This is a genomic window from Thalassovita taeanensis (assembly GCF_900110775.1).
Taxonomy (GTDB): Bacteria; Pseudomonadota; Alphaproteobacteria; order Rhodobacterales; family Rhodobacteraceae; genus Litorimicrobium; species Litorimicrobium taeanense.
The window spans coordinates 16,963-39,833 of the sequence record NZ_FOEP01000002.1 but is presented as its reverse complement, the minus strand read 5'-3'; the positions used below and the strand labels follow the sequence as shown (position 1 = coordinate 39,833).

Here is a 22,871-nt window from a genome sequence, read left to right as displayed (position 1 = left end):
CTTAATCGTCCGGGCGACTGAGCGTCATCAGCTGAGTGATTACGGCGTAGTCACGATAGCCCAGTCGCGCCAGCGGCTGAAAGCGGGTGACGTCGAAAATGCCGTCGCGCAGGCAGTCGTCGCGCATGTGGACGCCTGTCACCTCGCCAAAGACGGCGAAGTTGGTTTCGCCCTCAAGCGGGAGGATCTGGGTCAGGCGGCATTCCAGTGACGCCGGGGCGGCGGCGACGCGGGCGCAGGCGATTGTCGCGCATTCGGCTTTTTCCAGCCCGGCGTGGGCGAATTCATCGACACCGGAGGGCAGGGTGGCCGACGAGGCGTTCATGGCGTCGCGCAGGGCGTAGGACACGATATTGACGCAGAACACGCCGGTTTCGCGGATGTTGCTCAGGCTGTCTTTGGTGCCGTTGCGGTCGGGCTTGGTGCCGGTCGAGGCGAACATGACCTGCGGCGGCACATAGGCGACGGCGTTGAAGAAGGAATAGGGGGCCAGGTTGTCGACCCCATCCGCGCCGCGCGACGAGATCCAGCCGATCGGGCGCGGGGTGACGATGGCGTTGAAGGGGTTATGCGGCAGCCCGTGGCCGTCTTTGGGTTCATAGAACATCTGTTCCTGCCTCTTTCTTCGGTTTCTGCCGGGGTGTGCACCGGAATGTTTGTGTCAGACCTAGCGCCGTGTTAGGGGCGTTTCCACCGAAAGTCACGAGGCGCGCCGCATTGTTTGATCTGTCCGAGGAAAGCCCGGCCGATTGGTGGGAGGTCGAGGCCCTCTATGACCTGTGTTTCGCGCCGGGGCGCACGGCTTTGTCGTCCTATCGGCTGCGCGACGGGGTAGAGCCGGTGCGCGGGCTGTCGATGGTCGCGCGGGACCGCGAGGGCATTCTGGCCGGGGCAATCCGGTATTGGCCGGTGCAGGTGGGCGATGCGCCCGCGTTGTTGCTGGGGCCGGTGGCCGTACATCCGACACATCAGGGCGAGGGGCTGGGGGCGCTGTTGATACAGGGCAGTCTGGAGCGCGCCGTGGCGTTGGGGTGGGAGCGGGTAATGCTGGTGGGCGATGCGCCCTATTACCGCCGGTTCGGGTTCGAGCCGCTTCAGGGCGTGGTGATGCCGCCCCCGACCAACCCGGACCGGGTGTTGGGGCAGGCCCTGCGCGCGGGGGCTTGGGATGGCGTGACCGGCAACGTCACGCGTGTGCCGGGTTGAAACCGGGGGCTCGCCTGCCAATCTTATCATGAGCAGCCACAGGAGCCCGGCATGACGAAGCATGACACCCAGCAGACGACATCGGCGCTGACCACAATCGACGTAGAGGCGGAGCTGGACGCGCTGGCGAAGCGATACCGGCGGGCGAATGGTTTGGGCATACAGGTGCTGAACCTGGTTGGCGGGCAGGCGGATGCGCTGCTGGATCGTTTGCCCGGCCCGGTACGGTCGCGGCTGGACGAGGGCACCGAGGCAGCGCTTAATCTGGCGATGCGCGCGGCGCATCAGTCGCGCGGGATGGTGGGGGATCAGCCGGGATGGCTGAATACCGTGGTTGCCACCGCGATGGGCGCGGCGGGTGGTTTTGGCGGTCTGCCCACGGCGCTGGCAGAGCTGCCGGTGACAACGACGGTGCTGTTGCGTGCGATTCAGGGCGTGGCTGTGCAACACGGCTTCGACCCCGAGGCCGAGAATGTGCAGTTCGATTGCGTGCGGGTCTTTGCCTCGGCCGGGCCGCTGTCGCAGGACGATGGCGCCGATCTGGCGTTTCTGACCACGCGGGTGGCCTTGCAGGGCGCAACGGTTCAGGCGCTGATCACGCGGGTGGCGCCGAGACTGGCGGTGGTGCTGGGGCAGAAGCTGGCGGCGCAGACCGTGCCGGTGCTGGGTGCCGTGGCGGGGGCGGCGACGAACTATGCCTATACCAGCTACTATCAGGAGATCGCACATGTGCAGTTCGGCCTGCGCAAGCTGGCGATCGACGCCGATGTGCCACAAGAGGTTCTGGTGAAGGGGCTGCGCGAGCGGGTGAGCCTGATCCCGATGCAGAAGGGCTGAGGGGGGGGGGGCGTCAGTTCTCAGGCTCTGTGCTGGCAATCACGCGGATTTCGACAATCGCACCTTCGCGTCGGAGGCCTGCAACCTCAACCGCCGTCCATGCCGGGAATGGGTCTTGGACGTAGTCCTGCCGGATCGCATTGAAGAGGTCGAAGTGATCGCGCAGACCGACGTGATAGGTCGTCATTTCCACGATTGCCTGAAATGTCAGTCCGGCCTCGTGTAGGACGGCGCCAATTTTCTCGAAAGCACTACGGATCTGATCCGCTTGGTTTTGCGGCATTGCGCCGTGCGGGTCGCTTCCGGTGACGCCTGTCAGGAAAATGTGGTTGCCGGAAATCACACCCGGCGACACTTTGATCTGGTCTGCGGCGGCCCGTGACCCCGGTGGAAAGATCGCGCGTTTGCTCATGGCTTTGTCCTTCGATGCAAGCGATTGCAGCCTCGCTGACGACGCCGCGCTGAGGCGTCATGCAACGTTTTCAGCCACGCCTTTAGCCCTGCGTGCGCAGGTACTCCATCACCGCGGGGCGCACGGATTGTTCGCCGCGGTCGCGGGCATCATAGATCACGGCGCGCAGGGCGCCGAGATCGAGCTGGCGCAGCATGTGTTTGACCGGCCCGATCGAGGCGGGGCGCATTGACAGGGCGCGCAGGCCGATGGCGGCCAGGCAGGCGGCCTCGACCGGGCGGCCTGCGTCTTCGCCGCAGAAGCTGAGTGGGGTATTGGTCGCCTCGCAGCGCGCAACGATGCTTTCCAGAAAGGTCAGGAAGCTGACATTCAGGGTATCATAGCGTTTGCGGACGCGTTCGTTTTCACGGTCAGCGGCAAAGAAGAACTGTTTCAGGTCGTTGCCGCCGATGGAAAGGAACTGCACCTCTTCGTAGAATTTGGTGGGCGCGAAGGCGAGGCTGGGGGTTTCCAGCATGGCGCCGACCTCCAGCGTTTCGGGCAGCGGGTGGCCCAGAATACGCTCGCGGTCCAGCGCCTTGTCCATCTCGGCCTTGGCGGCGGTATATTCTTCGTATTGGGCGACGAAGGGGAACATGATGGTCAGCGGGCGGCCATGAGCGGCGCGGATCAGCGCCTGAAGCTGCATCCGCATCACGCCGGGCTTGTCCAGACCGACACGGATCGCGCGCCAGCCAAGCGCCGGGTTCGGCTCGTCGTTCGGCTTCATATAGGGCAGGACCTTGTCCGAGCCGATATCAAGGGTGCGAAACACCACGCGCTTGCCCTGCGCCGCATCCAGCACACGGGCATAGAGTGCCGACAGTTCAGAGCGTTTGGGCATTTGGTTGCGGACCAGGAATTGCAGTTCGGTGCGGAACAGGCCGACGCCCTCGGCACCGGAGTTTTCCAGGCTGGGCAGGTCGGCCATGAGGCCTGCATTCATATGCAGCCCGATGGTGGTGCCGCAGAGCGTTTCAGCGGCGATATCGCGGATCGAGGTATAGCGTTCCTGCGCCTGCGCCTGCATCGCGATCTTGTCGCGGAAGGCCGAGACGACGGTGTCGTCGGGGCGCAGGTGGACCACGCCCTGATCGCCGTCAACCATGATCTGATCACCGTTCAGCGCCTCGGTGGTGATGCGTCCGGCCCGGATCACCAGCGGGATCGCCAGCGCGCGGGCCACAATCGCGGCGTGGCTGCCAACCGAGCCTTCTTCGAGCACGATCCCCTTGAGGTTGCGGCCGTAATCCAGCAGCTCGGCGGGGCCGATATTGCGCGCGATCAGGATCGGGTCGGCGGGCATTTCCGCGCCGGTATCCTGCCCCTGTCCGGTCAGGATCCGCAGCAACCGGTTGCTGAGGTCATCGAGGTCATGCAGCCGTTCGCGCAGGTAGGAATCGATGGCTTCGCTCAGCCGGGCGCGGGCGGTGGATTGCTCTTTCTCAACTGCGGCCTCGGCGGAGAGGCCGCGCGAAATGTCTTCCTCCATCCGGCGCAGCCAGCCCTTGGAGTTGGCGAACATCCGGTAGGCTTCGAGCACCTGCACCTGTTCGACGTCGCCGCTGCGCACGCCGTCCAGCATCTGATCGACGCTGACGCGCAGGGTATCGACGGCCTCGCGCAGGCGGACCAGTTCGCGCTGCGGGTCTTCGGCAAAGGGGTTGGTGACGACCACGCGCGGTTCGTGCAGCCAGACGTGGCCTTCGGCGGCGCCTTCCTGTGCGGTGGTGCCACGGATCAGCACCGGCTGTTTGTGGCGCGCGCCAAGGGCGGCACCTTCGCCGACGAAAATGCCCAGTTCGGTCATTTCGGCCAGCACCATCGCGACCACTTCGAGGGCATAGACCTCGTCCGAGGAATATTCGCGGGCCTCTTTCGACTGCACGACCAGAACGCCCAGATTTTCACCAAGGCGCTGGATCGGGATGCCGAGGAAGGAGGAATAAATTTCTTCCCCGGTTTCCGCCATATAGCGGAAGCCCTTGGCAGAGGGGGCATCGGCGGTGTTGACGATCTTGCCCGAGCGCGCGACGCGACCGACCAGGCCTTCGCCCAGCTTCATCCGGGTCTGGTGTACGGCGGCGGCCTTGAGGCCTTCGGTGGCGCAGAGTTCAAGCGTTTCGATATCGCGGAACAGATAGATCGAGCACACTTCAGTGCCCATGGAATCAGCGATCAGATGGGTGATATTGTCCAGCCGCGCCTGCCCGGCGCGGTCTTCGGCCATCGCGTCGCGCAAACGGCGCAGCAGTTTGCGGCTTTCTGTATCGGTCGCATCAGCCATCAGCGAAAAATCCGTCCCCGCACCAAGACCCGCAAGCAACGCGGACCCGGTGGGGCCGCTGCCTGTCAGGCCGCTTTTTCCAATTCAAACGCATCATGCAGTGCCTGAACGGCAAGTTCCATGTATTTCCGATCAATCAGAACCGAAATTTTAATCTCGGAGGTTGCAATGACCTTTATGTTGATCCCCTCATCCGAGAGTGTCTTGAACATTTTTGCGGCCACACCGGATTGCGAGCGCATGCCGATGCCGACGGCGGAAATCTTGCACACGTCCTTGTCGGCGATCAGTTCGCCGTAGTTGATCTCGCCGCGATCACGCGCTGCTTTCAGGGCGTTTTCCGCGCGCAGCACCTGATCGGTGGGGCACGAGAAGGTCATGTCGGTGCGGCCTTCTTCGGCGATATTCTGAATGATCATATCGACGTTGACGCCTGCCTCGGACAGGGGGCCGAAGATCGCGGCGGCGATGCCGGGGCGATCCGCGATCGAAACGAGGGTCATCTTCGCCTCGTCGCGTGAATAGGCGATGCCGGATACGGGACGGTTTTCCATGATTTCCTCCTCATCGCAGACCAGGGTGCCTGCGGAATCTGACGGTTCCTCGAACGAGCTGAGCACGCGCAGTTTGACCTTGTAGCGCATTGCCAGCTCGACCGAGCGGGTTTGCAGGACTTTGGCCCCGAGCGAGGCCAGTTCAAGCATTTCCTCGAAGGCGATCTTGTCGAGCTTGCGCGCCTTGGAGCTGATCCGGGGATCGGTGGTATAGACGCCATCGACATCGGTGTAGATATCGCAACGCTCGGCCTCGAATGCGGCGGCGAAGGCGACGGCGGTGGTGTCAGAGCCGCCCCGGCCCAGCGTGGTAATGCGGCCTTCGGGCGAAACGCCCTGAAAGCCCGCGACAACGGCGACGCGCATGCCTTCGCCGAATTTGCGCATGATATTGGCGGGCGGGATTTCTTCGATCCGGGCCGAGGAATGGGCCGAGGTGGTTTTCACCGGCACCTGCCAGCCCTGCCAGCTGCGGGCGGGGACATCCATTTCCTGAAGCGTCAGGGCCATCAAGCCGGCGGTGACATTTTCGCCCGAAGACACGACCGCATCATATTCGCGCGCGTCATAGAGCGGCGAGGTTTCGTTGACCCAGCCCACGAGTTCATTGGTCTTGCCCGACATGGCCGAGACGATGACGATGACGTCATAGCCCTTGGCAACCTCAAGCCCGACGCGTTTGGCGGCGCGTTTGATCCGGTCCAGGGTGGCGACGGACGTGCCGCCGAATTTCATCACGAGAACGGGCATGGTCAGTCCTTGGCCTTTGTTCTTTGTTGGGCGGGGGTTTATGCGTTTGCCGGGTCAAGGGCAAGATGGCAAAGCGGCTGTGCCTGCGCCACGACGCGCGTTGATGCGGCGGGGCGCAGTGAGTATTTGCATCAGAAAGAAGCGGGGGCAGTCGAGATCAGTAGGGGTGTTGATGGCCGTCCCATGTCTCGAAGCAGCCGGTGGTGGCGGGGCCGAGGGCGGCAAAGCGGGCGATCAGGCCGGTTGCGGCGGCATCCACGGTGATTTCGGCCGTGGGCCCGCCCATGTCGGTCTGCACCCAGCCAGGGTGATAGATGCCCACACAGATGCCTTTGGGTTTCAGGTCGGTGGCGAGGTTGCGGCCAAGGTTCAGCGCGGCGGCCTTGGAGGCGCGGTAGATATAGCTGCCCCCCGGCGCGCGGGTATGCGAGGCCATTTGCGAGGAGATAATGGCGATTTTGCTGCCAGGTGCGAGATTGGGCAGCAGGGTTTGCACGGTCAGGAAAACGCCGGTGACGTTGGTGGCAAATTCCTGCGCCCACATGTCAGCCGGATAGCCATTGGCCAGCGACTGCCCCTTGTCCAGATAGACGCCTGCGTTGCAGATCAGCAGATCGACGGATTGCCCGGTGAGGGCTTGGGACAGCTGGGAAAATTGCGCGGGTTGGGTGACGTCGAGGGCCACATGCGTGCCAGAGGTGTCCGCGCGCGCGGTGCCGGTGACGCTGTGGCCTGCGGCGCGATATTGGGTCAGCAGGGCGTGGCCGATGCCGCGGTTTGCGCCGGTGATTGCGATGTGCATGGGCGGTGTCCTAGTTGGATTTGCGCCCCGGAAGAAAGGGCAGGGGGGTGACGGGCACGCCATCCTCGATCAGTTTGCGGGCCTCTTCGGGCTTGGCCTCGCCGTAGATTGCGCGCTCGGGGGTGTCGCCGTCGTGCATCGCGCGGGCTTCGGTTGCGAAATTCATGCCGACGTATTCGGAATTCGCTTCGATCTTGCGCTTCATTTCGGTCAGGGCCTGTTCGGCGGGCGTGGGGGTGGCGCGCAGCGAGGGCGGCGGCGCGGCGGCATCGCGCGCCGCATTGACGCGCGGGGCCATGATCGCCTTTTCCACCCGGTCGGTGCCGCAGGTGGCGCAGGTAACCAGCCCGGCGGAGATAAGTTTGTCAAAGGCCGCGCCGGATTGAAACCAGCTGTCGAACTGGTGGTCATTGCTGCACTTGAGGGAGAACTGAATCATCGTCCGTCCTGCATTTGGATCGTTTGAATAGATAAGGTTTCGGGGGGAAGATCAAGCTAGGAGCGCAGGCGGCGGGCATCGAAGGTCTTGAGAATACGGGCCAGTTCGGGTTCGTCCACACGCGCGGCGGCCTTTTTCGCGGGAAACCATTTGCGCCGCCGCTCGTCCGATTCGGGGAAATCGCGCGACAGGGCGCGGACCCGCACCGGATAGACCATCGCCACGCAGTGCAGCGGCCGCTTGGGGCCAGAGGTTTTGACATAGGAGTAAACACCAAGGCAATAGTCGCTGGCATCGCCGCGCACGCCGGCCTCTTCCCAGGCTTCGTGCAGGGCGCTTTGGGCCGGGGTTTTGCCCTTGATCGGCCAGCCCTTGGGGATGATCCAGCGTTTCGATCTGCGGCTGGTGATCATCAGGACCTCGGTTTGGCCACGCGAGACGCGGTAGCAGAGCGCTGAAAACTGTGTGCGCACTTCGGTCTTGCGCGGTGCCTGCACCGACAGGGGAAGCTGTGAGGGGCGAAACAGTTTCATATCGGGAAGCCAGAGCAGGACAATGGGACAGCGTTTGCAAACGCTAGTACAGCCGGGCGAGGGTGACCAGTGGTTCCGGGCGGCTGTGGGCCAGATTTTACCTGTGGGTCAGATCGGGGGAATACCCGTCATTCACCCGCTTGCGATAGTCAGAGGGCGACAAGCCGACCCGCCGCCGAAACATCCGCGAGAAATAGGCCGGATCGTCGAAGCCCAGATCAAAGCCGACCGAGCGGATATCGGCGCGGGTATAGGCCAGGTGGCGGCAGGCTTCGCGGAAGAGGATGGTTTCAACAAAGCCCGAGGCAGGGGCGCCGGTCATTTCGCGGCAGACGCGGCTGAGGTGGGTGGGGGTCATCGCAAGCGCTGCCGCGTAATCGGCCACGCGCCAGCGGTCGCGGAAGTGGCGTTGCGCCAGCTGTTCAAATTGTGCCATGATTTGTGCGGAGCGGTGGCCTGCGTCCGGGCTTTGGGTCGGGGTCAGGCAGCGCGCGACCTGACACAGGGCCAGCGTGGACAGGCTTTTGAGCATCAGGGTGCGCGCCAACCCCGAGCGGCCATGTTCGAACTGGATCTGGTCAAACAGCGCGCACAGCTGATCCGAGGCCGGGGCGGTGCCCCAATGGGCCAAGCGGTCGGACAGGTCGGGTTGTTTGTCGAACACCTCGGGGGCTTCGGCGATGGGGATGGTCAGGACATAGCCGTCGGTTCCCTTTGAAAACCGGAAACTATGCACGGTCCAGCGCGGCATGTTGACCACGACGGGGGCATTCAGGTGATGCACTGCGCCATCGACGCCGAGCCGGGTTTCGCCGCGGCGGATCACGAACAGCTGATGCACATGCGGGTGACGGTGGGCCGAGATTGCCCAGTCATGCAGCGCAGCCCGGTCCAGAATGCGTTCGCAATGCAGGATGTCGGGCAGCAGGTGGTCTTCGCCGTAAAGCGCATAGGCGGGAATTGTGGGCAGGGGGCGGCTTTGTGTCGGCATGTTCGATTTCTACTATAATTTGAGGGGCGGTTCCATTCCCTCAACGATCCTGTGGCGTATGTTCCTGCCGGAAACTGGAGGAAAACGCATGCGCACACAGGTTTGTATCATTGGAGGTGGCCCATCGGGGCTGTTGTTGTCGCAGCTGTTGCACCGCAAGGGCATCGATTCGGTCGTGTTGGAGCGCAAGACCCGGGACTATGTGCTGGGGCGCATTCGGGCGGGGGTGCTGGAGCGCGGGTTTGTCGAACTGATGCGCGAGGCGGGTGTGTCGCAGCGGATGGACGCCGAGGGATATGTGCATGACGGCACGCTGATCGCCTATGATGATCGGACGTTCCGGGTTGATTTTGCGAAGCTGGCGCAGGCGTCGGTGCTGGTGTACGGCCAGACCGAGGTGACGCGCGATCTGTATGATGCGCGCGAGGCCGCAGGCGGCAAGATTGTGTTCAACGTCGAGGGCGTGAGTATTCACGGCGCCGACAGCGATGCGCCCTATGTTGAGTATACGGTGGCGGGCACTGGTGAGCGGATCGAGGCCGATTATGTTGTCGGCTGCGACGGGTTTCATGGCGTGTCACGGCAAAGCATTCCGGCCAGCGTGCGGCGGGAATATGAGAAGGTGTATCCCTTTGGCTGGTTGGGTATTTTGTCTGAAACGCCGCCGGTGGATCACGAACTGATCTATGCCAACTCCAGCCGTGGGTTCGCGCTGTGTTCGATGCGGAATGCCAATCTGAGCCGGTATTACATTCAGTGCCCGCTGTCGGACAGCCCGGAGTCCTGGTCCGATGCGGCATTCTGGGATGAGCTGAAGCGGCGCATCCCGGAGGAGACGGCGGCGAAGCTGATCACCGGGCCGTCAATCGAGAAAAGCATCGCGCCGCTGCGGTCGTTCGTGTCCGAGCCGATGCGCTGGGGGCGGTTGTTCCTGTGCGGAGACGCGGCGCATATCGTGCCGCCGACCGGGGCCAAGGGGCTGAATACGGCGGCGTCGGATATTCATTATCTGTATCACGCGATGGTGCAGTTTTATCGCGATGGCGAGGTCGAGGGGCTGGATCGGTATTCGGAAAAGGCGCTGGCGCGGGTCTGGAAGGCCGAGCGGTTCAGCTGGTGGATGTCGAACCTGCTGCATCAATACCCCGAGGCGGGCGCGTTCGATCAGAAGATGCAGCGCGCCGAGCTGGAGTTTCTGGAGACCAGCGAGGCGGCGCAGCGGGTGATGGCCGAGAATTACGTCGGTCTGCCGTACTGAGCGCGGGGCAGGATCAGGCCTCCAGAAGGCTGCCCATCCGGCGCATCGCAAGGGCATAGCCTTCGATGCCGAAGCCCGCGATCACCCCGTCGGCGCGCAGCGAGACGTAAGAGTGGTGCCGGAAGCTTTCGCGTTTGTGCACGTTGGAAATATGCACCTCAAGCACCGGGCCTTCGAAGGTGTTGAGCGCGTCGAGAATAGCGACCGAGGTGTGGGTATAGGCGGCCGGGTTGATGATGATACCCGCCGCCGCCTCGCGCGCCTCGTGGATCCAGTCAACGATCTGGCCTTCGTGGTTGGATTGCAGCAGGCGCAGATCCAACCCGACCTCGGCCCCGACGCGGGCGCAGGCGGCTTCGACATCTGCCAAGGTGTCGTGGCCATAAATCTCAGGCTGACGCTTGCCCAGCAAGTTCAGGTTGGGGCCGTTCAGGATGAAGATCGTTTGGGTCATGGGCGCGGTTCCGGCTGTATGTGCCCTGCTGTTTCGCATTGAATTGCGGTTTGCGCAAGAAATCCGGGCCGATCTGTCAGGTGTGTTGCACTTTCAGGTGGTCTTCGCCTTCGCTGATCCAGGTCAGGGCGCCCTCGGCCACCATGTAATTCAGGTGCGCCAGCACTTCGCTGAAGGCAAAGCTCAGTTCGTGCGGATCCAGCGGGCGCGGGAACAGCACGGGCACCAGATCGTTGGCAGACATCGGCCCGTTGGCACAGGCCTGTGCGATCTCGGCGCAGCGTTCTTCGTGGTGCGCGATCAGTTCGGCGCAGCGCTGATGCAGGCCGTAGAACGGCAACCGGTGCCCGGCCAGCACCAGCACATCGTCCGGCAGCTCGGCCGCCAGGCTGCGCAACGAGGTCAGGAACCCGCCCAGCGGATTGCCATGCGGTTCGGTGGCCATGACCGAGACATTGGGGCTGATCTTCTCGATCACCTGATCCGCGGCGAGGAACAATTTTTCTTCGGGCAGGTACAGCATGACCTGTTCGCTGCTGTGGCCATCGCCGGTCAGGACCTGAAAGTTGCGCCCGCCGATCGGCAGGACCATGCCATGCGACAGCCGGGTATAGGTCAGCGGCGGCATCGACAACATCCGCAGATACCGGTGGCCCTGGGTGCTGACCAGCGCGGCGATTTCGGGTTTCATGCCGTGGCGGGCGTAAAAGCGGCTATAGGGCGTCGCCTCCATCACGGCGGGGGAATGGGCGAACATCATGCACGACAGGAAGCTGGTGGTAGAGGTCATCATCTCGATATCAAGCAGTTCGCAAAGCCAGCCGGCATTGCCGATGTGATCGGGGTGATGGTGGGTCACGATCAGCCCGGTGATGCGTTTTCCCGCCATCGGCCCGTCCAGAAGCGCGTGCCAGGCGGCACGGGTTTCGCGGTCGGAAATGCCGGTATCAACGATCACCCAGCCGTCGTTGTCTTCGATGAAATAGATGTTGATGTGGTTCAGCCGGAAGGGCAGTGCCAACTGCGCCCAAAGCACGCCGGGCGCCACCTGAATGACCTGACCGGGGGCGGGAGTCTCGGGGAAAGGGTGGATCAGGGGCACGGGCGATTCCTAGCTTATTATACACTACCTCACTGGAATGGGCGTAAATCCCCGGAATGGCAAGCAGTTGCGTGCAGATTTGCCCCCGCGCGCAAGTGTCCGGGCGGGGGTTTTTGCGGGATGGAGAGCGTTGCATGGCCTGTTGTGCGGGCGGGCGCGCCGGGGGAGCAGGGCCTGTCTGGTGGAAAAATAGACTGGGTGCGGTGGGTGGATCATGGCAGGCAAATGGCACGCGGGATCAGGGGTGGTTCACGCGCCGCGCCCGACATTGTCCTGCGCGACCGAGACGGATTTTATGATCGCATAGCAGGGCTTGCCCTCTGACAGCTCCAACGCTTGGGCCGACCGCTGGGTGATGCGGGCCAGGATCTGCGCGTCGCCGGTTTGCAGCTGTACCAGCACGCCCGGCCCGTCGCCCGCATGGATCATGCTGACGGTGCCGGGCAGGATGTTCAGCGCCGACAATCCGTCGGGGCGGGTCCGGGACAAGATCACATCCTGTGCAAGGATCCGCACCCGCAGGGTGCGCCCCGGTTGCGCGGTCACCTCTGGCAGAAACAGGCGCCCGCCGGCGGCGGACAGCTCGCTCAGCCCATCGGGATGATGGGTCACGACCTGCGCCAGCAGCACGGCCCCGGCCTCGCGCAGGCCAATTGTGGGGGCGATGCCGGGGTCGGACAGGATGTTCTGGACCGGCCCGGCGCGCAGCACTTTGCCGTCGCTGAGCACCACAACCGTTGTCGCCAGCCGGGCGACCTCGGCCATTGCGTGGCTGACATAGAGGATCGGGATCTGCGTTTCGTCGCGCAGCCGTTCCAGATAGGGCAGGATTTCGGCTTTGCGGGCTTCGTCCAGCGCGGCCAGCGGTTCGTCCATCAGCAGCAGCTCGGGCGCGGACAGCAGGGCGCGGCCAATGGCGACGCGTTGTTTTTCACCGCCCGACAGCGCGCCGGGGCGGCGGGCCAGCAGCGGGCCGAGGCCCAGAAGCGTGATCAGGCGGGTTTCCTCGGCGCTGTCGCCGCGAAGCCCGGCGAACCAGCGGCCATAGCGCAGGTTTTGCTGCACGCTGAGGTGGGGGAACAGCCGCGCCTCTTGGAACACATAGCCGAGGCGGCGTTTGTGCGGCGGCAGCCAGAGCCGCGTGGCGCTGTCGCAGAGCATCTGATCATTCAGGCTGATACGGGCCTGATCGGGTTTGATCAGCCCGGCCACGGCGTTCACCACGGTGGTTTTGCCCGACCCGGACGCGCCAAACAGGGCGGTCACCCCGGCGGGGGCGTCAAAGGCCGCGTTCAGCGTGAAGCTGTCGAAGCGGTGGGTGATCTGGACGCGCAGGCTCATGCGCCGGACACGCGTTTAGCGGCGCGTCGGGCCAGCAGTTCAGACAGCAGCAGCGCGCCCATGGCAAGCGTGACGGACAGCGCCACCAGCTTGAGTGCGGAGGTCTCGGCGCCGGGCACCTGAAGCAGGGCATAGATCGCCGAGGGCAGGGTCTGGGTCTGGCCGGGGATGTTCGACACGAAGGTGATGGTGGCGCCGAATTCGCCCATTGCCTTGGCAAAGCCCAGCACCGCGCCCGCGATGATGCCGGGCAGGATCAACGGCAGGGTGATGGTCGCAAAGACCCAAGCGCGTGAGGCGCCAAGCGTGGCCGCGGCCTGTTCCAGTTTTGGGTCCACGGCTTCGATCGCCAGCCGGATGGCGCGGACCATGAGGGGGAAGCCCATGATCCCGGCGGCCAGCGCGGCCCCGGTCCAGCGGAAGGCGAGGACCAGCCCGAAGGTGTCATAGAGCCAGCCACCCAAGGGCGCGCGGCGCCCAAAGGTCAGAAGCAGCAGGTATCCGGTGACAACTGGCGGCAGGATCAGCGGCAGGTGCACCAGCCCGTTCAGCAGCTGTTTGCCGGGAAAATGCCCGCGCGCCAGCGCCAGCGCGACGCCGATGGCCAGCGGCAAGGCCAGCGCCGTGGCCCAGAGCGAGACCCTGAGCGACAGCGCCACCGCCTGCCATTCAGCCGGGGAAAGAAAGCTCATTCGGCGGCCTGAGGTTTGGTAAAGCCATGGCGCAGGAAGATCGCCATGGCCGTGGGGCTTTGCAGGAAGGTCAGCAAAGCGGGCGCTTCGGGCGCGGTGCTGTCGGCCAGAACGGCGGCGGGGTAGGTGATGGGCGGGTGGCTGTCGGCGGGAAATTCGGCCAGCACCGTCACGCTGGGATCTGCTGCGGCGTCGGTGGCATAGACGATGCCCATGGGCGCCTCGCCGCGCGCCACAAGGGCAAGGGCCGCGCGCACATTGTCGGTTTGTGCCACCTGCGGTGCGATGCTGTTCCACAGGCCCAGATGGGTGAGGGCAGCTTTGCCGTAGATGCCTGCGGGCACGGCGTCGATCAGGGCCATGGCCAGTTTTCCGGGGCCCAGAAGGGAAGGCAGATCCAGTTGGGATGTCAGGGTGACGGGGGCGTGGTCGGCTCCGTGGCCGATCAGCACCAAGGCGTTGCCCAGCAGGTCTGCGCGGCTGCCCGGCTGCAACAGCCCGGCACTTTCGAGCCGGTCCATCCAGTCGGTGTTGGCCGAGATGAACAGGTCGGCGGGCGCGCCGGCTTCGATCTGGCGGGCCAGAGCCGAGCTGCCGACGAAGGAAAGCGTGGCGGTATTGCCGGTGTCTTGTGCCCACAGCGCTGTCACTTCGTCGAGCGCGGTTTTCAGGCTGGCGGCGGCAAAGACGGTGACCTGTCCGGCGGTGGCTGCCCCGGTGGAAAGTGGCCCAGCGATCAGGGCCGTGGACAGGATCAGCGACAGAAGGCGGGGCAGGCGCATGGCGGGTCCTTGCAAGCGGTATGTTTCGGAAAACATATCGCAATGTTGCGGCGGTGAATGCAACCGTTATTTTCCGTCGGACATATCGGAAAGCATCGCCTCAAGCGCCGCGATTTGGTCTGCTCCGGCCTGTGCCGTGCGGGCTTCGAGCGTGCGATAGTGGTTCAGCACGGTTTGCCCGGCTTCGGTCAGGCTGGCGCCGCCGCCTTTGGAACCGCCACGGGTGCTGATCACAAGCGGGGTGCGAAAGGCGGCGTTCATTTGTTCAACCAGCAACCACGCCCGCTTATAGCTCATCCCCATGGCGCGACCCGCCGCCGAGATCGAGCCGGTCTGACCGATCAGGTCCAGCAGATCCGCCTTGCCGGGGCCCAGCATCAGGGTGTCGCCAAAGACCAGACGCAGGCGCAGGATAGGGGGCGCAGAGGAAGGTGGTGGGGTGTCGCTCATGCGGTGAAACTCTGGCGTCGCGCGGGGTTTTGCAAGCGGGAAACGAAAACAGCCGCCGGTGTCCCGGCGGCTGTTGTTGTCTGCCAGTGAGAAGGATCAGCCGCCGTGTTTCGCGATCAGCCCCTTGGCCTGTTCGATCAACGCGGCGCCGTCGATGCCTTTGCTGTCCATATCTGCGACCCAGCGGGCGATGACGGGCTGGGCTTTTTCTTTCCAGCGGGCGACTTCGGCCTCGTCCAGCACCACGATGTCGTTGCCAGCCTTGACCGCGATGTCGCGGCCGGGCTTGTCCTTGTCGTACATGACCTGTGCTGCGAACTCGGCCAGTTTCTGCCCCGATTCCGCGTCGATTGCGCCGCGGATATCATCGGGCAGGCTTTCGTATTTGGCACGGTTCATCACCAGAACGATGGTCGCGGTATAGAGCGCTTCCTTGCCGCCGAACTCGGTATGATGGGTGACCAGTTCGGTCAGGCGGATCGAGGGGGTGACTTCCCACGGGATCACGGTGCCGTCGATTACGCCCTTCGACAGGGCCTCGGGGATGGCGGGCAGGGGCATGCCGACCGGGGTCGCGCCCAGCTCGCCCAGCATGTCACTGATCACACGGGTCGGGCCGCGCAGCTTCTTGCCTTGCAGATCTTCCAGCTTGGTCACGCCGTCCTTGGTGTGAACCACGCCGGGGCCATGCACCCAAGCCCCGAGCACCTTCAGATCCTTGTATTCGCCTTCCTGTAGGTCGGTTTCCACCAGTTCCTGAAACGCTTTGGATGTGGCGATGGGGTCGGTCATCATGAACGGCAGTTCAAACACTTCGGTCTTGGGAAAGCGTCCGGGGGTGTAGCCCACCACGGTCATGATCATGTCGGCCACGCCGTCGATTGCCTGATCCATCAGGTCTGGCGGGCGTCCGCCAAGCGCCATCGCATCGTAATGCTGGATTTTCAGCTTGCCACCGGCGGCTTCCTCGACCCGGGCGGCCCAGGGTTTGAGGATATGCTTGGGTACGGTCGCCACGGGGGGCAGGAATTGGTGCAGCGTCAGCGTCACCTCTTGTGCCGATGCCGCAACCGGCGACAGGCCAATGGCCAGCGCCGCCGCAGCTGCGGTCTTCATCAATGTGCGTTTGTTCATGTATCCTCCCTGAAGTGTCACCGGTTGCCCGGCTGTCCGAGTGTCGTCTGCGGCGCGCGCCCCTCCTCGGTCACGCGCCACGGGTCAATTCAGCGTCACCGGCAGGTGGCGCGGGCCGCGAAACCCGAAGCCATAGAAATCTACGGCCGAGGGATCGGGCAGGGTCATGTTCGGGAACCGGTCGAACAGCATTGGCAACATAATATTCGCCAGCATTCGCCGCGCCACATGGGTACCCTGACAGAAATGTGGGCCGTTGCCAAAGGCCTGATGCGGTTGCTTGGGCCGGAAGATATCAAAAAGGTGGCCATTTTCGTACACGTCCTCGTCGTGATTGGCCGAGGCCTGCACCGTCATCACGATGTCGCCCTTGGGAATGTCATAGCCGCGGATCTGCGTATCCTCGGTGACCAGCCGTGACGAGGCCTGAATCGGCGCAACCCAGCGCACGCCTTCCTCAAACGCCTGCGTCCACAATGCGTCGGCTTTGCAGGCGTCGAATTGGTCCGGGTTGATCAGAAGGCCATAGATGATGGTCAGTAGCGCGTCGCGCGGCTCGTTGATGCCGCCGCCAATGGCGATTTTGATGTTGGAGAAGATCTGACTTTGCGGAATTGGGTCTTCGGCGTTGACCATGACCGAAAAGGCCGATTGGTCGGGCGCGGCCCTGAGGCGCGGAATGGCGGCGGCAAACATCGCGTCCATCTCGTCATTGGCTTTGTCGCATTGAGCAAACAGCTCAGGTGACCAGCCGAAATTCCCGGCCCCGTCGATCAGGATCTGGCTCCAGCGCTGCATATCGGCGTCGCTGGCCTCGGGGATGCCCAGAAGATGCGTCAGGCAGCGGGCAGCGAACGGCCCGGCCAGTGTCGGAAACAGATCGACCGTTTCACCGCGCGGCAGGGCGGCCACGAACTCCTCGGCGATCTTGGTGTAAATCGGCTCCCAGCATTGCTTGATGTTGCGCGCGGTGAAGGATGGTGCCATCGCGCCGCGCTCGGCGGCATGTTCGGCGCCATCCTTGCGCATCAGCGTGTGGGCGCGAAAGGCGCGTTCCATCGGCGTGTTCGGATCGTCCGAGCTGAACAGCTCGGGGGTGTCCTTGACGTATTTGGTGTCCTCGGCCTTGGTCAGCATCGTGCGACCAATAGAGGACACGCGCATAACCGGCGCTTCCGCCCGCAGCCGTTTATACACAGTATATGGATCATCGGTCAGCTGCTGGATGGTGATTGACCCGTCCACAGGTGCCTGTCGGCTCAGCGTTACAGTCACGGTTCCCTCCCCAGAGCGTGATGTGATGTCGGCAGGTTATGTGCTGAATATCCATCTGACAATCCGATTGATTTGATATAGTGGATCGAAAATGTCGATAACGCGAGGCCACCATGAAACCGATTGACCCGCTATCCGTTGATTTCGCAGCACTGCGGGTGTTGCGGATGGTGCACGCGCATCAATCGTTTTCGCGGGCGGCCGATGCGCTGGGGGTGACGCAATCCACAATCAGCTATGCGATCGACCGACTGCGCCGCGCCTTCAGCGATCCGCTGTTCGTCCGGCAAGGCGGCGGGATCGTCACAACCGACCGCTGCGAGGAAATTGTCGAGGCCGCCGCCCGCATGGTTGACGAATTCGCCGCCCTGACCGAGCCGCGGGTGTTTGACCCGGCCAGCGCGCAGGCCACGATCATCCTGTCGTGCAATTTTTATGAACGGGTCACGCTCGTGCCGCCACTGGTGCGGCTGCTGCGCGATGTGGCTCCGATGCTGAAACTGAACATTATCTCGTCGACCGTGCAAGGCAAGATCCAGCTGAACCGTGGCGAGGCTGACCTGCTGATCGGCCCGATTCAACTGGAAGACGGCGGGTTCTTCGGTCGCCGCCTGCTGCGCGACCACTACGTGTGTGTGATGGCGCGGGACAATCCGCTGGCAGGTCAGCCGCTCGAGGCCGAGCGCTTTGTCGCGGCCCCCCATGCGGTGGTGACGTACGGCGGAAACTGGCGCTCGCGCTATCTGGTCGAAATTGAGGCGCAGGGGCATGTGCTTAACACCCTGCTAGAGGTGCCAAGCCCGGCCAATCTGCCGGATATCCTGATCGGGACGGACCTGATATCAACCGTACCCTTGCGTACGGCGCAGACCTTCGGCCCAGAAATTATCCATTGCGATTGCCCGTTCCCCGCCCCTTTCAATATCGATCTCTACTGGACCTCGCGCACCCATCATTCGGCCATGCACAAGTGGTTGCGCGGCGTGATTGGACAGATTGCCGAAACCCTGCACCATGAAACGCCGCTCAAAACATAAAGAACAGATGCCTCCGGCGGGAGTATTGAGGTCAGAAAGAAACATGGCCCGGTGCGCTTTTGGTTTCTTTCTGATCAAATACTCTGGGGTTTGGGGCCAAGCCCCAATCTGCCCGAAGGGCTAAAACAGCGCGCCAAAGGCGCTCAATTTATCAGGTATACCTGCGCATACAGGCCACGGGGGGCGAAGGAAATCCTTAGCAGGCGGTTTTGGTTGTGTGCTGATCCGTCGGGCTGCAGAAAAGCCGATACAGCAGACCGATCACCTCATAGGTGTTTTCATCCGCGAGGGAGTAGTAGATCGTCTTGCCGTCGCGCCGGGTGGTCACCAGGCCTTCTTCGCGCAGGCGTGCCAGCATTTGGCTGACGGCAGCCTGACGGATTTCAAGCAGGGTTTCCAGTTCGCCCACTGATTTCTCGCCCGAGCCAAGATGGCACAAGATCATCAGCCGCCCTTCATGGGCCAGTGTTTTAAGATAGGCGGCGGCGCTTTGCGCGCTGCGCGCCATTTCTGATGGCGGAGCTGGAGGTGATTGCATATTCACGTCTGTCTTGTCCTGCGTTGTTTCACCCAATGTTATCATGCCTGTTATAAAAGTGCGAGGTCAGGCCGTGCTGACAGGCGCTCCCCCTTCAAAATGGTTCTCATTTTGATAATCACAAGGCGTTTCCTGCATCTCCAGGTGCAAACCTGTGCCGGTATAGGGGTGCGCGCGGGCCAGAGCCTCGTCCACCTCGATGCCCAGGCCGGGGGTGTCGGGCGGGGTGACATAGCCATCTTCGACCCGGATCGTGCCTTTGATCAGCGCATCATGGAATGGGGTTTCGATGGTTTCGGCCATCAGCAGGTTCGGGATCGAGGTAGCGAAATGGATATTCGCCGCCCACTCTATCGGCCCGGCGTAGAGGTGCGGCGCCATCTGTGCGTTATACACCTCGGCCATGGCGGCGACCTTCTTCATCTCCCAGATCCCGCCGGCGCGTCCCAAGGCCGGTTGCAGGATGCTGGCCGCGCCTGCGCGCAGCACCGGGGCAAATTCGGCCTTGGTGCACAGCCGTTCACCGGTGGCGACCGGGATGCGCACGGCCCCTGCCACGCGGGCCATTTCGGCGACATTGTCGGGTGGGATCGGTTCTTCGAACCACAGCGGGCTGTAGGGCTCCAGCGCCTGACCCAGCCGGATCGCGCCTGCGGTGGTGAACTGGCCGTGGGTGCCAAACAGCAGATCGGCGCGGTCGCCCACGGCGTCGCGGATCGCCTTGCAGAACGCAACAGAGCGGGAGATGTCGCGCATCGCGGGCATATGCCCGCCGCGCAGGGTATACGGCCCTGCCGGGTCGAATTTGACAGCCGTGTAGCCACGGTTGACCGCATCCAGCGCCGCTTCGGCGGCCAGTTCGGGCGAGGTCCAGAACGCGGTCATATCGTGCTGTGGCAGCGGGTACAGATAGGTATAGGCGCGGATGCGGTCATTCATTTTGCCGCCCAGCAAAGCCCAGACGGGTCGCCCGCGTGCTTTGCCCAAGATGTCCCAGCAGGCGATCTCGAGCCCGGAAAACGCACCGATCACGGTCGGGTCGGGCCGCTGAGTGAAGCCTGAGGAATAGGCGCGGCGGAACATCAGTTCGATATTCTCGGGGTTTTCGCCGTGCATGTGACGCTCGAACACGTCAGCGATCACCGCGCGCATCGCCTCGGGGCCGACGGCGGCAGCATAGCATTCGCCCCAGCCGGTAATCCCGTCATCAGTGGTCAGTTTGACCAGAATCCAATACCGCCCGCCCCATCCCGGAGAGGGCGGGGCGGTGATGATAATATCAAGGTCTTGCAGTTTCATGGCCCTGCTTTCTGAGTTGGGACCTCGGCGGGATGGGGCGATGCCCCCACGCCGAAAATCAAAGATATCCGACGCCCCCAGAGTGTTTCGGGCAAGACGAGGCCGGGGTTATCGGTTGAACACAATCACATTGCGCCGCGCGGCCCCGGACTTGGTGTCGGCAATCGCCTCGTTGATCTGGTCCAGTGTCCAGCGGCCCGAAATCAGCTCGTCCAGCTTCAGTCGCCCCTGCTGATACAGGTCCACCATCCATGGGATATCGCGCTTGACCACCACATCGCCCATTTTTGATCCGATGATGCCCTGACCGGCGTCGGCCACCAGGATCGGCGAGTAGCTGGAGGTTTGATCAAGATGCGGCATGCCAACCACGATCACCCGACCGTTGGCCGCCAGATAGCGGGGCGCCATATCATAAACCGGCGCCACGCCAACGGTGACCAGCACCACATCGGCGCCCCGGCCCAACAGTTTTTGCACGGCGCGCCAAGGCTTGCCCTCGCTTGCCAGAACGCCGTCGGTTGCGCCGAATTCCTTGGCGGTGGCCAGTTTTTCCTCGGTCATGTCGACCGCGACGATGCGGCGGGCCCCGGCGATGCGCGCGCCCTGAATGGCGTTCAGCCCGACCCCTCCGGCACCGATCACCACGACATCCTGCCCCGGGCGGACCCCCGCGGCATTCACAGCCGCACCGACGCCGGTGATGACGCCGCAGGACAGAAGCGAGGCGGCGTCCTTGCCCATGTCTTCGGGGATCTTCACGATCTGGCTTTGGTCGACCACGACCTTTTCGGCAAACGCGCCGGTGGCCATCGCCTGATAGAGCGTGCCGCCTTCGGTGGTGGTCAGCGGGCCTGTGGCACCGTCATAGGGCGTTTCGCACACGGTGGGTTTGCCCGATCCGCAGCTGACGCAATGCCCACAGGCACGGATCAGCGTGACCGCGACGCTGTCGCCAACCTTGACCCCGTGCACGCCATCACCCAGCGCGCTGACGCGCCCGGCGGCCTCGTGACCATAGACAGCGGGCAAAATGCCGCCAAACCCGCCTTCCCAAAAGGAAATATCGGAATGGCAGATGGCGACGGCGTCGAGCGTCACTTCGATCTCGCCTGCCTCTGGCGCGCGAAGGCTGACCTCTTCAATGACAAGCGGTTCCCCGAATGCGTGGCAGACTGCGGCTTTGATTTTTGACATGGGACCCCCCGTTGGATGTGTTCGAAGCCTGCCCGCCAAAACGGGGTTTCGCAAGTCGGAAAATCGGCCCGCCACGTGGAAATCCGTAACGTGGCGTTAGGCGTCAGGCTGTGGCCGGATGCGGAACACCATGATTGCCACAACCATCAAGGCAGCAGACAAAAGGAACGGTGCGCCGGGCAGATAGGCGGGGCCGCCCGCCATCGTGAACAGCGCGAAAATCTGCGTCATCATCAGCGGCCCGACCATCATGGCCATTGAGCTGACGCTGCTGAGCACGCCTTGCAGCTCGCCCTGCGCGTCATCGGCCACCGAATGCGACAGGATGCCCTGAAGCGCAGGCAGGCCCACCGCGCCCAGTGCCGAGATCGGGATCATGACAAGCACTGCGGTGCCGCTGGTCAGGAAGGCCAGAAGAAGTAGGGCGCCAAGCTCGATAACCAGCCCGGCCAGAACCGTGCGCCGCTCGCCCAGCCAGCGCAGTGTTGGCGCGACCAGTGCGCCCTGTACCACGGCCATGGACGCCCCATAGAGAGCCAGAGAAATTCCAATCAGGCCGGGGGACCAGCCAAACCGCTCGGTCGTGAAAAACGCCCAGATCGCCGGATAGACCACATTGGCCAACTGATAGAGAAACAGCACCCACACCAAGGGGCGCACTGCGGTCAGCCCGGACAAGGCGCGGAAGGCGGAAAACGGGTTGGCGCCGCGCCAGCGGAAGGGGCGGCGGTTGGCCTTGGTCACGGTTTCGCGCAGGATGACATAGCCAAATCCGGCATTTGCCAGCGCCAGAGCGGCGGCAGCCAGAAAGGGCGCGCGGGTGCCGTATTCGGCCAGCAGCCCGCCCAGCATCGGCCCCAGCACGAACCCCGCGCCAAAAGCAGCCCCGATGAGTCCGAAATTCGCGGCCTTTTCGTGCGGTTTTGACAGGTCGGCCATATAGGCCAGCGCGGTGGAGTGGGTCGCGGCGGTGATCCCGCCGACGATCCGCCCGGCCAGCAGCAGCCAGATTGACCCGACCAGCGCCATCACCAGATAATCCGCCGCCATCACCAGCAGCGAGATCAGCAGCACCGGGCGGCGTCCGAAGGCATCGGACAATCGCCCCAGCAGGGGGCTGAACAGGAATTGCATCATCGCGAAAGAGGTGGCCAGAATTCCGCCCCATACCGCGGCGTTGCCCAGCGTGCCGCCGCCTATCTCTTGGATAAGGTTGGGCATTACGGGCATGATCAGGCCAATACCCATGGCGTCGATCATCACCGTGATCAGGATGAAAAGAACAGGAAGACGCGGCACCATGGGACCTTCAGCGATACTGCCCGCAGGCGTTGTGCTTACAAGATAGGCAGGCGTCAAAGGCAGGGGAAGGGGGCTGTCTGCCCCCCACGTGGAAAATCCGTTGGATTTTCGACGCTCCCCCCGAGGATATTTCGAAAATGCAAACGAGATCAGCGGGGTA

24 protein-coding genes are annotated in these 22,871 nt (G+C 63.5%); 4 read left to right on the top strand and 20 right to left on the bottom strand.

Annotated elements, in window-relative coordinates:
* Position 1: 1 nt before the first annotated feature.
* Entirely contained in the window at positions 2-607 is a 606-nt protein-coding gene (locus BSF79_RS02615; RefSeq protein ID WP_090268000.1) for a flavin reductase family protein, read from the bottom strand.
* Between the two features lie 110 nt (positions 608-717).
* Between BSF79_RS02615 and BSF79_RS02610 the strand changes: the two genes are divergently transcribed.
* Positions 718-1,206, top strand: a complete 489-nt coding sequence (locus tag BSF79_RS02610) for a GNAT family N-acetyltransferase (protein ID WP_090267997.1) — start codon at positions 718-720, stop codon at positions 1,204-1,206.
* Positions 1,207-1,257: 51 nt separating this feature from the next.
* A complete protein-coding gene (locus tag BSF79_RS02605; protein ID WP_090267995.1) occupies positions 1,258-2,043 on the top strand; it encodes an EcsC family protein in 786 nt (261 codons plus the stop codon).
* Between the two features lie 13 nt (positions 2,044-2,056).
* On the opposite strand, the gene BSF79_RS02600 is transcribed toward BSF79_RS02605, so the two are convergent.
* From BSF79_RS02600 to BSF79_RS02570, 7 genes are all read right to left on the bottom strand, one after another.
* Complete coding sequence (locus tag BSF79_RS02600) at positions 2,057-2,455, bottom strand: RidA family protein (RefSeq protein ID WP_090267993.1); 399 nt, start codon at positions 2,453-2,455, stop codon at positions 2,057-2,059.
* Between the two features lie 82 nt (positions 2,456-2,537).
* Entirely contained in the window at positions 2,538-4,781 is a 2,244-nt protein-coding gene (ptsP, locus tag BSF79_RS02595) for a phosphoenolpyruvate--protein phosphotransferase (RefSeq protein WP_090267990.1), read from the bottom strand.
* 65 nt (positions 4,782-4,846) lie between these two features.
* Positions 4,847-6,085, bottom strand: coding sequence for an aspartate kinase (locus tag BSF79_RS02590; RefSeq protein WP_090267988.1), 1,239 nt, complete (start codon positions 6,083-6,085; stop codon positions 4,847-4,849).
* Positions 6,086-6,242: 157 nt separating this feature from the next.
* On the bottom strand, positions 6,243-6,887 hold the full coding sequence (locus tag BSF79_RS02585) for an SDR family NAD(P)-dependent oxidoreductase (RefSeq protein ID WP_090267986.1): 645 nt from the start codon (positions 6,885-6,887) through the stop codon (positions 6,243-6,245).
* A 10-nt stretch (positions 6,888-6,897) separates the two neighbouring features.
* Positions 6,898-7,326, bottom strand: a complete 429-nt coding sequence (locus BSF79_RS02580; protein WP_090267984.1) for a DUF1178 family protein — start codon at positions 7,324-7,326, stop codon at positions 6,898-6,900.
* 56 nt (positions 7,327-7,382) lie between these two features.
* On the bottom strand, positions 7,383-7,859 hold the full coding sequence (locus BSF79_RS02575; RefSeq protein WP_090267981.1) for an NUDIX hydrolase: 477 nt from the start codon (positions 7,857-7,859) through the stop codon (positions 7,383-7,385).
* A gap of 97 nt (positions 7,860-7,956) precedes the next feature.
* A complete protein-coding gene (locus BSF79_RS02570) occupies positions 7,957-8,850 on the bottom strand; it encodes a helix-turn-helix domain-containing protein (RefSeq protein ID WP_090267979.1) in 894 nt (297 codons plus the stop codon).
* An 88-nt stretch (positions 8,851-8,938) separates the two neighbouring features.
* On the opposite strand from BSF79_RS02570, the gene pobA reads away from it, so the two are divergent.
* Positions 8,939-10,108 (top strand): 4-hydroxybenzoate 3-monooxygenase, encoded by a 1,170-nt coding sequence (gene pobA / locus BSF79_RS02565; protein WP_090268686.1) that lies wholly within the window; start codon positions 8,939-8,941, stop codon positions 10,106-10,108.
* Between the two features lie 13 nt (positions 10,109-10,121).
* Here the strand turns inward: pobA and aroQ are convergent, their stop codons facing one another.
* The 8 genes from aroQ to BSF79_RS02525 form a co-directional block, all read right to left on the bottom strand.
* A complete protein-coding gene (gene aroQ / locus BSF79_RS02560) occupies positions 10,122-10,562 on the bottom strand; it encodes a type II 3-dehydroquinate dehydratase (RefSeq protein ID WP_090267976.1) in 441 nt (146 codons plus the stop codon).
* A 76-nt stretch (positions 10,563-10,638) separates the two neighbouring features.
* The gene (locus BSF79_RS02555) at positions 10,639-11,664 is read right to left on the bottom strand and encodes an MBL fold metallo-hydrolase (protein WP_090267974.1); all 1,026 of its coding nucleotides are present in this window, start codon (positions 11,662-11,664) and stop codon (positions 10,639-10,641) included.
* A gap of 249 nt (positions 11,665-11,913) precedes the next feature.
* Positions 11,914-13,005: a molybdenum ABC transporter ATP-binding protein gene (gene modC / locus BSF79_RS02550; RefSeq protein WP_090267972.1), complete on the bottom strand. Its 1,092-nt coding sequence runs from the start codon at positions 13,003-13,005 to the stop codon at positions 11,914-11,916.
* Entirely contained in the window at positions 13,002-13,697 is a 696-nt protein-coding gene (gene modB, locus BSF79_RS02545) for a molybdate ABC transporter permease subunit (protein ID WP_090267970.1), read from the bottom strand. Before modB ends, modC begins: the two co-directional genes overlap by 4 nt.
* On the bottom strand, positions 13,694-14,479 hold the full coding sequence (modA, locus tag BSF79_RS02540) for a molybdate ABC transporter substrate-binding protein (protein ID WP_090267969.1): 786 nt from the start codon (positions 14,477-14,479) through the stop codon (positions 13,694-13,696). Before modA ends, modB begins: the two co-directional genes overlap by 4 nt.
* Positions 14,480-14,545: 66 nt before the next feature.
* Entirely contained in the window at positions 14,546-14,929 is a 384-nt protein-coding gene (locus BSF79_RS02535; protein ID WP_090267967.1) for a winged helix-turn-helix domain-containing protein, read from the bottom strand.
* Between the two features lie 96 nt (positions 14,930-15,025).
* A complete protein-coding gene (locus tag BSF79_RS02530; RefSeq protein ID WP_090267963.1) occupies positions 15,026-16,063 on the bottom strand; it encodes a TRAP transporter substrate-binding protein in 1,038 nt (345 codons plus the stop codon).
* An 84-nt stretch (positions 16,064-16,147) separates the two neighbouring features.
* Positions 16,148-17,338, bottom strand: a complete 1,191-nt coding sequence (locus tag BSF79_RS02525) for a cytochrome P450 (RefSeq protein ID WP_245776296.1) — start codon at positions 17,336-17,338, stop codon at positions 16,148-16,150.
* Between the two features lie 113 nt (positions 17,339-17,451).
* Between BSF79_RS02525 and BSF79_RS02520 the strand changes: the two genes are divergently transcribed.
* Positions 17,452-18,375 carry a LysR family transcriptional regulator gene (locus BSF79_RS02520; RefSeq protein WP_090267959.1) on the top strand — a complete coding sequence of 308 codons (924 nt, stop codon included), beginning with the start codon at positions 17,452-17,454 and terminating at the stop codon, positions 18,373-18,375.
* Positions 18,376-18,571: 196 nt separating this feature from the next.
* Here BSF79_RS02520 and BSF79_RS02515 read toward each other — a convergent pair whose 3' ends face one another.
* The 4 genes from BSF79_RS02515 to BSF79_RS02500 all read right to left on the bottom strand — a co-directional run bounded on the left by BSF79_RS02515 (position 18,572) and on the right by BSF79_RS02500 (position 22,711).
* A complete protein-coding gene (locus BSF79_RS02515) occupies positions 18,572-18,883 on the bottom strand; it encodes an ArsR/SmtB family transcription factor (protein WP_090267957.1) in 312 nt (103 codons plus the stop codon).
* Positions 18,884-18,979: 96 nt separating this feature from the next.
* Positions 18,980-20,212 (bottom strand): mandelate racemase/muconate lactonizing enzyme family protein, encoded by a 1,233-nt coding sequence (locus tag BSF79_RS02510; protein WP_090267954.1) that lies wholly within the window; start codon positions 20,210-20,212, stop codon positions 18,980-18,982.
* A 108-nt stretch (positions 20,213-20,320) separates the two neighbouring features.
* The gene (locus tag BSF79_RS02505; RefSeq protein ID WP_090267951.1) at positions 20,321-21,409 is read right to left on the bottom strand and encodes a Zn-dependent alcohol dehydrogenase; all 1,089 of its coding nucleotides are present in this window, start codon (positions 21,407-21,409) and stop codon (positions 20,321-20,323) included.
* A gap of 96 nt (positions 21,410-21,505) precedes the next feature.
* Positions 21,506-22,711 carry a TCR/Tet family MFS transporter gene (locus tag BSF79_RS02500; RefSeq protein WP_090268685.1) on the bottom strand — a complete coding sequence of 402 codons (1,206 nt, stop codon included), beginning with the start codon at positions 22,709-22,711 and terminating at the stop codon, positions 21,506-21,508.
* Positions 22,712-22,871: the final 160 nt, after the last annotated feature.